At 45.4% G+C, this 12,956-nt stretch carries 12 protein-coding genes; 9 read left to right on the top strand and 3 right to left on the bottom strand.

Annotated features, from left to right (window positions below):
* The first annotated feature begins 40 nt into the window (after nt 1–40).
* The 6 genes from HL061_RS06605 (at nt 41) to HL061_RS06580 (ending at nt 7,997) form a co-directional block, all read left to right on the top strand.
* Nucleotides 41–970, top strand: a complete 930-nt coding sequence (locus HL061_RS06605) for an ABC transporter substrate-binding protein (protein WP_252962639.1) — start codon at nt 41–43, stop codon at nt 968–970.
* Between the two features lie 470 nt (nt 971–1,440).
* Nucleotides 1,441–2,175: an ABC transporter permease subunit gene (locus tag HL061_RS06600; protein WP_071002335.1), complete on the top strand. Its 735-nt coding sequence runs from the start codon at nt 1,441–1,443 to the stop codon at nt 2,173–2,175.
* A 12-nt stretch (nt 2,176–2,187) separates the two neighbouring features.
* The gene (locus tag HL061_RS06595; RefSeq protein WP_071002334.1) at nt 2,188–2,913 is read left to right on the top strand and encodes an ABC transporter permease; all 726 of its coding nucleotides are present in this window, start codon (nt 2,188–2,190) and stop codon (nt 2,911–2,913) included.
* A 105-nt stretch (nt 2,914–3,018) separates the two neighbouring features.
* Nucleotides 3,019–3,735, top strand: coding sequence for a fumarylacetoacetate hydrolase family protein (locus HL061_RS06590; RefSeq protein WP_240365881.1), 717 nt, complete (start codon nt 3,019–3,021; stop codon nt 3,733–3,735).
* Between the two features lie 283 nt (nt 3,736–4,018).
* Entirely contained in the window at nt 4,019–6,244 is a 2,226-nt protein-coding gene (locus HL061_RS06585; RefSeq protein ID WP_252962638.1) for a PhoX family phosphatase, read from the top strand.
* 259 nt (nt 6,245–6,503) lie between these two features.
* Nucleotides 6,504–7,997, top strand: a complete 1,494-nt coding sequence (locus HL061_RS06580; protein ID WP_083328882.1) for an alpha/beta fold hydrolase — start codon at nt 6,504–6,506, stop codon at nt 7,995–7,997.
* A gap of 35 nt (nt 7,998–8,032) precedes the next feature.
* Here HL061_RS06580 and HL061_RS06575 read toward each other — a convergent pair whose 3' ends face one another.
* The 3 genes from HL061_RS06575 to HL061_RS06565 all read right to left on the bottom strand — a co-directional run bounded on the left by HL061_RS06575 (nt 8,033) and on the right by HL061_RS06565 (nt 10,005).
* Nucleotides 8,033–8,464 carry a hypothetical protein gene (locus HL061_RS06575; RefSeq protein WP_071002332.1) on the bottom strand — a complete coding sequence of 144 codons (432 nt, stop codon included), beginning with the start codon at nt 8,462–8,464 and terminating at the stop codon, nt 8,033–8,035.
* Between the two features lie 234 nt (nt 8,465–8,698).
* Entirely contained in the window at nt 8,699–8,920 is a 222-nt protein-coding gene (locus HL061_RS06570; RefSeq protein WP_071002331.1) for a hypothetical protein, read from the bottom strand.
* Between the two features lie 104 nt (nt 8,921–9,024).
* Complete coding sequence (locus HL061_RS06565; RefSeq protein ID WP_071002330.1) at nt 9,025–10,005, bottom strand: Hsp33 family molecular chaperone HslO; 981 nt, start codon at nt 10,003–10,005, stop codon at nt 9,025–9,027.
* Nucleotides 10,006–10,412: 407 nt separating this feature from the next.
* Between HL061_RS06565 and HL061_RS06560 the strand changes: the two genes are divergently transcribed.
* From HL061_RS06560 to HL061_RS06550, 3 genes are all read left to right on the top strand, one after another.
* The gene (locus HL061_RS06560; protein ID WP_156770980.1) at nt 10,413–11,399 is read left to right on the top strand and encodes a glutamate/aspartate ABC transporter substrate-binding protein; all 987 of its coding nucleotides are present in this window, start codon (nt 10,413–10,415) and stop codon (nt 11,397–11,399) included.
* Between the two features lie 89 nt (nt 11,400–11,488).
* Entirely contained in the window at nt 11,489–12,235 is a 747-nt protein-coding gene (locus tag HL061_RS06555) for an amino acid ABC transporter permease (protein WP_071002328.1), read from the top strand.
* Nucleotides 12,232–12,903 (top strand): ABC transporter permease subunit, encoded by a 672-nt coding sequence (locus tag HL061_RS06550; RefSeq protein ID WP_071002327.1) that lies wholly within the window; start codon nt 12,232–12,234, stop codon nt 12,901–12,903. Before HL061_RS06555 ends, HL061_RS06550 begins: the two co-directional genes overlap by 4 nt.
* Nucleotides 12,904–12,956 lie beyond the last annotated feature (53 nt).

Raw genomic sequence — 12,956 nt, 5'->3', positions numbered from 1 at the left:
TTGAAAAGTGTTGTTTACCCAAGAAAACCCAAGGATGATCATGAGCAATCACTGTGTTCCAGTCCGTGCTACGACTGGCAAATCTATTATTAGCGCTATGACGAGCAGTCGTCTATCTGTGTCATTGCTCGCACTGGCGACTATTTTTACCATCTCTGGCTGTAGCAATAGCCAAGAGAATGCGGCCGATACCAGTTCTGATACGACCGAAACAAAGGCAACTAAGGATGACGTACTTCGTATTGGTACGGAAGGGGCGTATGCACCTTTTAACTATACCAACGCCGATGGGACACTGGGTGGTTTTGACGTTGAGATAGCCAATGCCATCTGTGCCGATATGCAGGTAACTTGTGAGATTATGGCGCAAGATTGGGACGGTATTATTCCTGGTCTAAAAGCCGGTAAGTATGATGCGATTGTCGCGGCGATGTCCGTTACGCCAGAGCGTGCAGAGCAGGTTAGCTTCACTGATCCATACTTTAGCAATACCTTGGTTTTTTTGGCCAAAAAAGACAGCAGTTTTGACCCTAGTAACCAAAGCGACATCGACGCTCACTCGATTGCCGCGCAGCGCTCGACCATCTCATCACAGTGGTTCGAAGACAAGTATCCAAACGCTGACATGAAGCTTTATGATACGCTGAGCAATGCGTTTTTGGATCTAGGATCAAACCGCGTCGATGCGATGATCTCTGATAAGTTGCCTGCGATAGAGTGGCTGAGCTCTCCTGCTGGTAGTAAATATGCACTAAAAGGTGACGAGATTGATATCAATGATAACTTTGCGATAGCAGTACGCCCAGGCGATCCGCTACAAGCAAAGATCAATCAATCTTTAGCCAATATAAAGGCCAATGGTACGTATGACAAAATCAATCAACAGTATTTTGCTATACCAGAATCTGCGATGCAGACCTCAGATGCAGACACGCCTGAGCAGCCAGTCGCAGAGACCGCCGGTCAGTAATTTTACCAGCTGCACGCTACGGCTTTCATAAGAAAGGTTTATAGCCAATAACAGTTGATTGTTTCTTAATAAAAGGATATTACCATGATGGTGATGTCCTTTTTTATTATTCCATAAACGTATCGTATGGTCGTGGCATAGTCATCGTTATTCACTATTCGCTTTACTCAAATTTAGTCAGTTCGTTTCAAGCGTATTTGCCCAAGTATCTGTTTAAGTACGGTTTAGGCACAGCTTTTACGCGTCAGGATTAACATCACGGCGAGCGAATATGATAAAATCAGCGCTCATTTCTACTGTGTCAATTATCGCAGCGCCAACCGTATTGCTCTGACTTCATTTTTTTTGACGACGACCATCTGTATTAAGGTGGTATAAAATACGGTGATGGACTGCGTTCAGCTATTGATGCTGATTCTTTTAACTCATATTTTGCAAATTGCTAATATAAAGAGACTGAGTGGATAATCGTGTTTGACTTACAAGGATTTGGCGCGCTTTTATTAAGCGGCGCTACCGTCACCATACAGCTTGCCGTGACCAGTTTAATCATTGGTCTGGCCTTAGGCTTGCTCGGCGCAACCGCAAAGATGTCCAATATCTGGTTGCTGCGTAAGCTTGCGACTGTCTATACTGCGACGATGCGCGGTATTCCTGAGTTGCTATTGGTGCTCTTTATTTATTATGGCGGCTCAATCTTATTGATGAGCATCCTCAAAAAGTTCGGCTACAACGACTATGTCGAGATTAGCGCTTTTTGGGGCGGTGTTATGGCGCTGTCGATCGCGTTTGGGGCGTATGCGACTGAGATTTTTCGCATGTCGATTCAAGAGATTCCGATAGGGCAACGAGAAGCGTCGCAAGCGATTGGTATGCGTCCTTTTCAGACCTTTTATCGCATTACGTTGCCGCAAGTATGGCAGATTGCATTGCCAGGTTTGGGCAATTTATTTTTAGTACTGCTCAAAGACACGGCGCTGGTGTCTGTGGTGGGTCTCAAAGACATCATGTATCAGTCGTCGCGTGCTGCCCAGTCAACACAGCAGCCGTTTACCTTTTATATGGCAGCAGCGATTATTTATTTGGGTCTGACCATGTTGATTACTGGCTTTATGATGTGGCTTGAGTGGCGCGCCAATCCAGCGGCACGCTATGCCAAAAAGATAAGCCGTCAATCCACTCACAGTCAATCGACCATAGGATAGAGGAGAGATACTATGGATTGGAATTGGCAGGTCATTTTTGATCATATACCTGATTTACTGGGCGGTGCGGTACTGACTATACAGCTGGTCGTGATCTCAGGTATTGTCGGATTGTTTTTTGGTTTGATTCTAGCGCTGCTGCGCTTGTCGAAGAGCTGGTTAGTACAGATATTGCCATTTCTTTATATTTTCTTTTTCCGCGGTACGCCGCTGCTGGTGCAGATATTCCTGATTTACTATGGTCTTGGTCAGTTCGGGGCGGTGCGTGAGTCGTTTTTATGGGAGCCGGTGCTCAGTCAAGCATACTGGTGTGCGATCATCGCCTTTACCCTAAATACCAGTGCATATCTGGCAGAGATTATACGCGGTGCGATTCAGACGATACCTGTCGGTGAGCTTGAGGCGGCCGATGCGCTTGGTATGTCAAAATGGCAGAAGCTGACACGTGTAACGTTGCCGCGTGCGTTTGGTATTGTGATCCCAGCCTACAGTAATGAAGTTATCTTTATGCTAAAGGGCAGTGCGCTCGCATCGACCATCGCGTTGATGGATATTACGGGGGTGGCTCGTACGATCAGTGCGCGTACCTATACGCTGATGGAGCTGTTCTTTGCCGCGGGTATCGTTTATCTTGTGCTGTCATGGGTTATCTTGTTTAGCTTTAGACTGTTTGAAAAACGTATGAACCGACACGCCAGCTATGTGCCACCAGATGTGGTGACCAACACGATTCCATAGAGAGTCACTGGTCATGAATGGTCGCCAAGATGACAATAAAGGTGACGGTAGACAATATAGTAGGGATTGCTGAAAAATATTTATCATTTATAGGGAGAGTCTAGTATGAGCCAATCGCCACATATGTCATTAGCAAATGCCATCACCGCTGGGGTCAGTGAAGAACAAAGCATTGATAACCACAATGAGCGTCTGCGTAGCTCTATTGGCAAAGTCGTCTGCGTGGGGCGTAACTATGCGGCGCATGCAGAAGAGCTTGGCAATGAGGTGCCATCATCACCCATATTGTTTATGAAGCCCGCCTCTTCTGTGGTATCTACTCGCCATGATGTGATCCGTCCCAATCCAGAGATATTTGGCGGGACGCATTACGAGGCTGAGCTATGTATTCAGCTGTCATCTGACCTGTCGATGGCAACGATTGAAGAGGCACAGCAGGCGATTGGCGGGATGACCTTGGGGCTGGATTTGACCTTGCGTGATTTGCAGAGCACCCTTAAAGAAAAAGGTCATCCATGGGAGCGTGCCAAGTGTTTTGATGGGGCCTGTGTGCTTGCTGACTGGATCGACCCACAAGCCTTTGGCAATCTTCAGAATGTACATTATCAGCTCATCATCAATGATAAGCTGGCGCAAGACGGTGATAGTGCTTTGATGCTGTTCCCTGTCTATGAGCTGCTGGTCAACATCAGCCATGCTTTTAGCTTACAGGCAGGTGATGTGATTATGACTGGCACACCAAGCGGCGTGGGTGTACTACAAGCAGGCGATAAGCTCAAACTAACATTGGGTGCTCATGAATGGGTAACACAAGTGCAGTAAGCTTGCTAAATGAACCAGTACTAGTCGTCATAAATATTAAAAAGCCTTGAGCCATTGCTTGGGGCTTTTATTTTTTAGACTTTATATATTTTTTCAAAATTTTTTAATACTTATATCTCTCAATAATTGTTTGTACAGTTATTTGTCATCAGTTTGTCATCTATCGTTCAGCGTGCTGTCATAAAGAGTCAGTAGACTTAAGCGGAATTCGTATTTTTGTGGTTGTAATGTGACTCCGCGACCCACTCTCCGCCAATCTAGCCCAATAGCAAGGTGACTGATAATGACATTATTGAATAAAGAACTAGAGCTCGCTCACGAAATCGTTGAAGATTCAAACCCTACTAATAATACTGATTTTCAGACAGTTATCAACCGCCGTCTGAATCGCCGTAGTATTCTAAAAGGTGGTACAGGGTTGACGGCAGCAGCGTTTTTTGGCGCGCTACCTTTGGTTGGTTGTAGTGATGACGATGACAATATCAGCAGTCCTATTATCGAAGATGGCAATGATGCTGCTATTCCTGCGCAGGGTGATTTGAAGCGTCCTGAAACCTTAAAGTTTAAGGCCGTAGCGCACTCAACTGCTGAGACGATGACGGTGGCAGAAGGTTACAAGGCAGAGATGATACTGCCGCTTGGCACACCGCTGATGCCTGGCCTTGACGACTGGAAAGACAATCGTGAGCAGTCGGCAGAATCATTTGAATGGCGCATGGGCGATAACCATGATGGCATGTGGTTTTTTGGCAAAAACGGTAATGCCTACGATGCCAAAGCCTCAGAGAATGGCCTACTGGTTATGAATCACGAATACGTCAATAGTGAGGAGCTAAGCCCGTTTGGCTATTATGTCATCGAAGATAAAGATGCTGCGCCTTTATTCCAACGCCGCCGCCTTGCCAGCGATGTGCGCCGTGAAGTCAACTGCCATGGTGTGGCCGTGGTTGAGATGAAGCGCCGCGCAAATGGCATGGGCTATGAGATGGTGCCAAACTCCAAATACAATCGACGCATCACCAGTAGTACGACCGCACAGTTGGCAGGCCCTGTGGCAGGTTCTGATTTGGTCAAAACCAAGTTTGACCCAACAGGTTTTCAGACGCGCGGCATTAATAATAACTGCGGTGCAGGCTTGTCACCTTGGGGCACTTACCTGACCACAGAAGAGAACTTCTTGGGTGTGTTTGCGCGCGGACAAGATGCCAGTCAGTTAAGCGCCAGTGATAACTATGGTCGCGAGCGTTACGGTGCACCAGAAAACTCTCCAGGCTCTCGATATCTATGGCACACGCCTGACGCCAAAGACGCCATCATCACAGACGAGTTTTCACGTTGGGATATGACCGCTGTTGGTGCTAGTGCTGCTGATGATTATCGTAATGGTTTCAATACCTTTGGCTATATCACTGAGATTGATCCGTTTGACCAAAACTCTACACCGCAAAAACGTACCGCCATGGGTCGATTTGCCCATGAAAACTGTGCCTATGCACCCGTTAAGCAAGGCAAACCTGTGGTATTTTATATGGGTGATGACGCTCGAGGCGAGTATATTTATAAGTTCGTCTCCAAAGCGATGTGGTCAAATGCGGATATCGGTGGCGGGCTCAAAGCTGGTGACAAATACCTGAATGATGGTACGCTATATGTTGCCATATTTAATGAAGATGGCAGCGGTGAGTGGAAAGCACTTGTTCAAGGTCAAAATGGACTAGATGCCTTCAATAGTGCGTTACCATTTAATAGCCAAGATGAAGTGCTGGTCTATGCTCGCGCTGCTGGCGATGCCGCTGGCGCCACCAAGATGGATCGACCAGAATGGGTATCGGTCAGTCCTATGACGGGCGATGTCTATGTGACATTGACCAACAATAAATATCGCGGTGTGCGTGAGGACCAACCTTTATCAGCTGCTAACCCGCGTAGCTATCAAGTCAATGGCAAACCAAGTGGTAATGACAACGGTCATATCATTCGCTGGGCAGAGACGGGCGGCGATCATGCCGCAACCAGTTTTGAGTGGGATATCTATCTGTTTGGTGCACCAAGTAACTTGTCCGCAGAGAATTTATCGCAGTTAAGTGCTAGCAATGATCTGTCTTCTCCTGATGGTTTGTATTTTGATCCACGTGGTGTGTTATGGATTCAAACGGATGATGGTGCGTATACCGACACTACCAGCTGTATGCTGCTTGCGGCATTACCGGGCAAAGTCAGCGATGGTACTACCATCACGACGTCAGCAGGACAGCAAACACGCATTGGCATGCCGGCTAGTAACGACAATATCAAACGCTTCTTTGTCGGCCCTGAAGGCTGCGAAGTCACCGGTATTACCATGACACCAGATTTCAAAACACTGTTTATCAACATTCAGCATCCAGGTAATACATGGGGTGCGGTCGCTGGCGGTAGTACTCCGCGCTCAGCAACAGTCATGATTACCAAAGAAGACGGCGATGTCATATTGGCGGAATCATTTGAGTCGGCAGCCAGTCCGGCATAGCTCGGTAAGCGCTAGATGACAAAATAGTAGAAATGGCAGAAAGGCGTATTCACTAAATAAAAATCCCAAGTTTCGGCTTGGGATTTTTTCTTTTGATGCATGTAGTAGTTAATGCTTTAACAATAATAAAGATACCGTTTATCATCCATACATCTCTTTTGGTCACAAACGAACGCTAAAACTAAATTATTCGCTTCTATTTGCGACTGTTAAAGGATAGTATAGAAAAACACCCTTTTTCGCTAAACGTGCCAATACTATGAGCAGTCAAAATTTGTTTTATAACAACCGTATTAGTGACAGTAGCGCTCAGAATGATAGCAGTTATACGCGTAATCGCCATGAGCTTGATGCCCATTTTTTCTCAGCTGATAGCGTGCCACGGCATGGTGATTTGTATGAGCAGATAGATCAACTCGAAGCCATCGATATGGATGAGCTGGTCAAATTATTGGCAGACGCAGAAGACAATGAGGAAGCGACCAAAACCCCTGTCTCTTTGGCGGATTTTTTTGAAGGGTTGGCGCAGCTTGCGACCATGGGAGTGGTTGAGATGACTGAAATCGTCGAGTCCATTCATCGTGAAGTCATCTTGCGTCCCTTAGGCCGGTTCAATGATAAGCACCTAAATAAATGGCAGCGCGGTTTCACTGGGCGCACCTATGGTACGATACGTCATATCATGCTCATGGTCGGTAACAATCTGGCCTCGGTACTACGAATATACAAAAACTTCATCGTGCAAAAAACAGCTCAGCCACTACCTGACTCACTAAAAAAGCTGGTCAACGTCATCAATGGTGTCATGGGTGATCATCTGGTCAACAATCAAAATGCGCTCGCAATTCCGATGATGTTATACACCAAAGAAGGCAAGCCCCAAAATGAGCGGCTATCAGGGCGGATTGTCATTTTGTGCCATGGCTTGTGCATGAGTCACTTAAGCTGGCAGTCGCAAGAAGGCAATAATCTGGGCGAGGCGATTCATATCAGCCAGCCTGATACCACCGTTCTGTACTTAGATTACAATACAGGTCGACGTATCTCACGCAGTGGTCGTAAATTCTCTCAATTACTACAGGACGTGGTCGATAATAACCCAAATATTACTCAGATAGATTTGGTGGGTCATAGCATGGGCGGCTTGGTGGCGCGCAGTGCGCTGTTTTATGGTGAGCAAGAGCGCCTAGATTGGATAAAGCGCGTGGGCAATCTCATCACCTTAGGTTCACCGCATCATGGGGCAGTGCTTGAGCGTATCGGTAATTATGTGCAAGACATCATCGCCAAGTTGCCATTTGCAGGCTCACTTGCAAAGCTCGGTGATATGAGGAGTGCGGGTATCATTGATCTGCGTCATGGCAGTATTCGTGACGCTGACTGGAAAGCCTTAGAGGGACGCAGCGTATTACCACAAGACTTTCGTCATCCTGCGCGCCTGCCAAGTGGTATCAAAACTTACTTTGTCGCCAGTGCATTGATTGAGACACATTACGAATCTAAGATGACGGATTTGCTAGGAGACAGCTTGGTATCGGTCGCATCCGCGTTAGGTGAAGATGATGCCGAGCATGCGTTGTTTGTACCAGATGGTCATAAAGCGGTGTTTTATGGCGTCAATCATCTTAACTTAATCTATAGCAGACGAGTGCGTGAGCAAGTCGTTGAATGGCTGCTCGATAATGGTCTAAGCGACTATGCTGGACGTCCGCGCATACATTCTTACCCTAGAAGTTTGTCTGTGGCGGTGTAAGCTGGTGTTATTTAGCATTAAATGTATTAGTAGTTTTAAAGGTAAGTATGGTTGATTTTCTTATTAAGCTTTAAGGAGTCACTTTTTATTTGCTCTAAAACCTCATTTAACTGGTCTATATTCTTTAGAAGCAAGTTACCTTGAATATTTTGCAGCCCTGTCTTTTCTTTATATGAATTTTTCTCACTTTCTGCAAGAAGATTTTTGATTTGCCCATTATTGTTGGTAGCTTGCGATAAAAAGGCTTCTCCCATAATATTGAGAGTTTTGTCTAAATTTTCTTTATTATATAAATCAAATTCTGTTCTGTAATGTACAAGCCAAATTAGAAATTTTTTGGAAAGGTCTGGGCTTATGACCGTAATATTTTTTGAAATGCTTTTATCTATAGCCAAATATGTTGTAGATAACTCAGTATAAAGCCCTGACATTAAAAACCAATGACCTATCTTACTTTCTGTAGTCATTTCATTCCAGTTAGGAAATTTTGGGTGAGTTAGCTTTTCAAATGTAATAGTTAAGCTTAATAGTTCATCATAAACTGCTATTTTTCGATCAAATAACTTTTAATATAGTGAATTCAGTATAAAAACGATACAGTGGGACTGGGATAAATTTTTCGCAGCATCGAGCAGCGTAGGCACAGCACGCAAGGAAGATTTAGACCAGTTCCACCTTGATATATAATGTATCTGTTTTATTTAGGATTGACTATATGTTTGCTGTGATATTTGATGAAAATGCTCATTTTTAGTGAGTAGTTTTTCATGATCTTGTTCAAGTCGTTTTAAACGCTCATCAATAGCTGCTTGCTCTTTTCGTCCAATTCTTTCAAGGTAAATTTTACCGAGGTAGATTATAAGCCCACCTAAAACAGCATTGCCACCCAAATTGATAATCAATTCTTGCCAAAAACTACTCATAGCAACTACCCATACTTTAAAGACTTAGTATAGAACAAAAAACCCCCCAAGCATCACACTTGAGGGTTTTTTTATGAACAATGGCTTACGGTGACAAAGCAAAACTACTCAGCAAATACCGCTGCTACGTCGTCTTTGTTGAATTTATAGACTTCACCGCAGAATCCGCAGTCCATCTCAAACGTACCGCCTTGCTCTTCGACGATATCTAACGCTTCTGCTTCGCCGATTTGTTCGATGGCCATCTCACATTTCTCGCGTGAGCACGTGCAACCAAACGTTAGGGGAACAGGCTCAGGGGCGACAACGTTTTCTTCGTGATACAAGCGATACAGAATCTCATTGGCATCCAATGTCGTCAGCTCTTCTGCCTTGACCGTGCGCGTCAACACGCTTAGACGTGTCCATAGATCATCGTCGATACCTGCATCTTGGTTTTGCTCAACTTCAGACGTTTCTTCTGCAGTACGCGGTAACATCTGTACCAAGATACCACCCGCTTGCAAGCCATCAGATGCTAGGTTAATGAGCGTTGGAATCTGTGCTGATTGCTTTTGATAATGCGCCAAGCAATCTGCCAGATTGTCATGGCTACGCTCAACGATACCTTGGTACGCTTCGCCACCTTCAGGGTGAATATTAATGAACAATACCCCTTGTCCCATAGCACCCAGCTCAGCAAAGGCATCTTTGGCATGGATCATATTGTCCCAAGCCTGCACTTGCTCGTCCGTCTCGCCTTTCCAGCTGGCAAGCGCACGGATGATACCGTCTTGATCGCATTCTGCCATCGCCCAATTCAGCAAGCTATCGCTGTCTGATGACTGCAATTGGATAGAGAGACGACCGTTAATTTTGACGGTACTGATAAGTAAACTCGCTGCCGTCAGCATCTCGCCCAATAAGCGTTTGATGGCTTCAGGGTAGGGCTTTTGCGCAATCGTACTGGCGTAACTGCGTGATAGGCGCACCACATCGCCGCGCACGGGCGAGTCTTCAATAAAAAAACGTTGGCGTATGTCGTTGTCGCTATGAGTGCCAGCAGTTTGGCTGTCCGTGTTAGGGACTTGAGTATCTTGTGTCATAAGTCATTTGTAGTATTAAGAAGTTGTTAGCTTTATGGGGACTATGGCCAATTTATCAATCGTAGCAACCACAATATTATGGTCACAATGTTTTCTTGATTATATGTACCAATGAGGGACAAATCTAGGTATGAATGAGTCAGCTATCTGTCTATTTCTATAGTGATGCAGTAATTGGGAACCAGCGGCTTTTAGGTAAAAAATAAATATATTCCAAAATATCACCTCCTTCAAAAAAAACTTACCATCTAACACAAATTTGTTGTACAGTAACATTGAGTTGCATTGTGACAAACAACAGCAACAACTGTACGGATGCGGGGCAATGAGATCGGTCAATCAGACTCGTGTCTTCAAAGCACTCATTCAATCTTGTGTTAAAAGCTTGTGATAAAAGGATGTATTCCATGACCCACTTATTTTCTAAACCGTTGACTTTGGCGGCCTTTATGGCGTTGGGCTTAGTTGGTTGTAACAACAGTAGCCAGACCACAGCCGAAGCGCCAGCTGCAGATGATGCCACCACGACAGAAGCTGCTGCCACGGATACCAACGGCACGCTACAAAAAATCAAAGACTCTGGCACCATCGTCGTCGGTCACCGTGACTCCTCTATTCCATTTTCTTATATCGCTGATGATCCTAATCAGCCTATCGGCTATGCCCACGATTTAGAAATGAAAGTCGTTGAAGCCGTTAAGCAAAAGCTAAACATGCCAGATCTCAACGTCCGTTATAACTTAATCACCTCACAAACGCGTATCCCATTGGTACAAAACGGCACGGTGGATTTTGAGTGTGGCTCAACCACCAACAACGAAGAGCGCCAAAAACAGGTGGCATTCTCTAATGGTTTCTTTGAGATTGGTACGCGTCTATTGACCAACAAAGACTCTGGTATTCAGAATTTTGAAGACCTAAAAGGTAAAACCCTTGTCACCACGGCAGGTACGACCTCAGAGCGTTATATCCGTCAGTACAATGATGACAACAAAATGGATATGAACATCATCTCAGCAAAAGACCACGGCGAAGCCTTTTTGATGTTAGAAAATGGTCGTGCTGATGCCTTTATGATGGATGATGTGTTGCTCGCGGGCGAAAAAGCCAAAGCAAAAAATCCTGATGAATGGGTTATCGTTGGTGAGCCACAATCGTTTGAGATTTATGGCTGTATGATGCGTAAAGACGATCCTGAATTCAAAGCTGTGGTCAATGAAGCGTTAAATAATGTCTTTAGCTCAGGCGAAATCAATAGCATTTATGACAAATGGTTCTTGAACCCAGTCCCACCGAAAAACGTCAATCTAAACTTTGAGATGTCTGACAACTTAAAAGCGTTGATTGCCGATCCGCATGACGGTGCTCAGCCAAAAGCGGCGACCGCTCAATAAGCTCTTTGTCCCTCAATATGGCTTGTCTATAGGTCAGATATTATGTTTCTGACCTATAGGCTTATGAATCGCTGCTCGGAGAGACAACCATGAATTATAGCTGGAACTGGGGTGTGCTCTTTGAGCAAACTGGTATCGGTAACGAGCTTTATATCCATTGGATGATTACAGGTCTTGGCTGGCTGCTATTGATCGGCAGTATCGCATGGGCCATCGCCATGGTCGTCGGTACCATCTTAGGCATCATGCGCACGCTGCCGAGCAAGACGGCGCGAGCGATTGGTACGGCTTATGTGACATTCTTTCGCAATATTCCACTGCTAGTACAATTGTTTTTTTGGTTTTACATCGCACCCGGCTGGCTGACGCCAGCAATACAGGAGTGGTGGTATAAGGACTTGTCGCCGAATACCTCAGCAATGCTATCGGCAAGTATCGGTCTTGGCTTATTTACTGCTGCTCGTATCGTTGAGCAAGTTCGTACAGGGATTGAATCCCTACCTGATGGGCAGACCAATGCCGCATATGCACTGGGTTTTAGTATTCCGCAAGTCTACAAAGAAGTGCTGCTACCACAAGCCTTTCGTATTATCTTGCCGCCGCTTAGCTCGGAGCTGACCAACTGTTTTAAAAACGCCTCTGTGGCTTCCTTGGTCGGGGTGATGGAACTGATCAGTCAAACCAAAACTATCAGTGAATACACGCAGAACAGTATTGAGATTTATACCTACGCGACGATTATTTACCTCGTTTTCAATTTATCATTGATTGCTCTGATGGGGCTTATCGAGCGTAAATTGCGTGTGCCTGGGCTTATTGCGGGAGGTCAGAAATGAGTATGATGACCGAATTGGCAACAGCCTATCCTGGTTTGATGGGCGGTATGATCACCACCTTAAAAGTGCTGTTCTTGGCAATTATTGGTGGTATCAGCCTAGGCACGATACTAGCATTGATGCGCTTGTCTGGTATCAAAGCGCTTGAGGTACCTTCTAGGCTATACGTCAACTATTTCCGCTCAGTGCCGCTGCTCTTGGTACTACTGTGGTTTTATTTTGCTGTACCGATGATTTATTTTTGGATAGCAGGTAAGTATCTACAAATCAATGCCGCTTTTGCCTCTTGTGTGGTGGCCTTCATGATGTTTGAGGCCGCTTACTTCTCAGAAGTGGTGCGTGCAGGTATTCAATCGATCGGTAGCGGTCAGGTCAATGCTGCCAAAGCGCTTGGCATGACTTACGGGCAGACCATGCGTCTGGTCATCTTGCCGCAAGCCTTTCGCAAAATGCTACCGCTAATTTTGCAGCAGTGTATTATTTTATTCCAAGATACGACGTTGGTGTTTGCTATTGGTTTGACGGATTTTTTCCGCGCCGCCTACGTCCGCGGTGAGCTCATGGGCTTACTTACCCCTTATATCTTAGGGGCGGGTGCTATCTACTTTGTGATTAGCTTAAGTGCGTCTATGGGCGTGCAGCAGCTACAAAAACGCTTGCGGTTTTAATAGATGTCTCGCTTAGGATTTTGAGCGTTAAGATTGTGGTTTGGTATTTTGAT

The organism is Psychrobacter sp. PSP, assembly GCF_024085615.1.
GTDB classification, from domain to species: domain Bacteria; phylum Pseudomonadota; class Gammaproteobacteria; order Pseudomonadales; family Moraxellaceae; genus Psychrobacter; species Psychrobacter pacificensis.
This window is presented reverse-complemented; position numbering and strand designations above follow the sequence as displayed.

Coding starts and splice junctions, on each gene's coding strand:
- HL061_RS06555 (WP_071002328.1), top strand. CDS start 11,489: ATGAATTATAGCTGGAACTGGGGTGTGCTCTTTGAGCAAACTGGTATC.
- HL061_RS06550 (WP_071002327.1), top strand. CDS start 12,232: ATGAGTATGATGACCGAATTGGCAACAGCCTATCCTGGTTTGATGGGC.
- HL061_RS06570 (WP_071002331.1), bottom strand. CDS start 8,920: ATGAGTAGTTTTTGGCAAGAATTGATTATCAATTTGGGTGGCAATGCT.
- HL061_RS06560 (WP_156770980.1), top strand. CDS start 10,413: ATGACCCACTTATTTTCTAAACCGTTGACTTTGGCGGCCTTTATGGCG.
- HL061_RS06590 (WP_240365881.1), top strand. CDS start 3,019: ATGAGCCAATCGCCACATATGTCATTAGCAAATGCCATCACCGCTGGG.
- HL061_RS06585 (WP_252962638.1), top strand. CDS start 4,019: ATGACATTATTGAATAAAGAACTAGAGCTCGCTCACGAAATCGTTGAA.
- HL061_RS06575 (WP_071002332.1), bottom strand. CDS start 8,464: ATGACTACAGAAAGTAAGATAGGTCATTGGTTTTTAATGTCAGGGCTT.
- HL061_RS06565 (WP_071002330.1), bottom strand. CDS start 10,005: ATGACACAAGATACTCAAGTCCCTAACACGGACAGCCAAACTGCTGGC.
- HL061_RS06605 (WP_252962639.1), top strand. CDS start 41: ATGAGCAATCACTGTGTTCCAGTCCGTGCTACGACTGGCAAATCTATT.
- HL061_RS06580 (WP_083328882.1), top strand. CDS start 6,504: ATGAGCAGTCAAAATTTGTTTTATAACAACCGTATTAGTGACAGTAGC.
- HL061_RS06595 (WP_071002334.1), top strand. CDS start 2,188: ATGGATTGGAATTGGCAGGTCATTTTTGATCATATACCTGATTTACTG.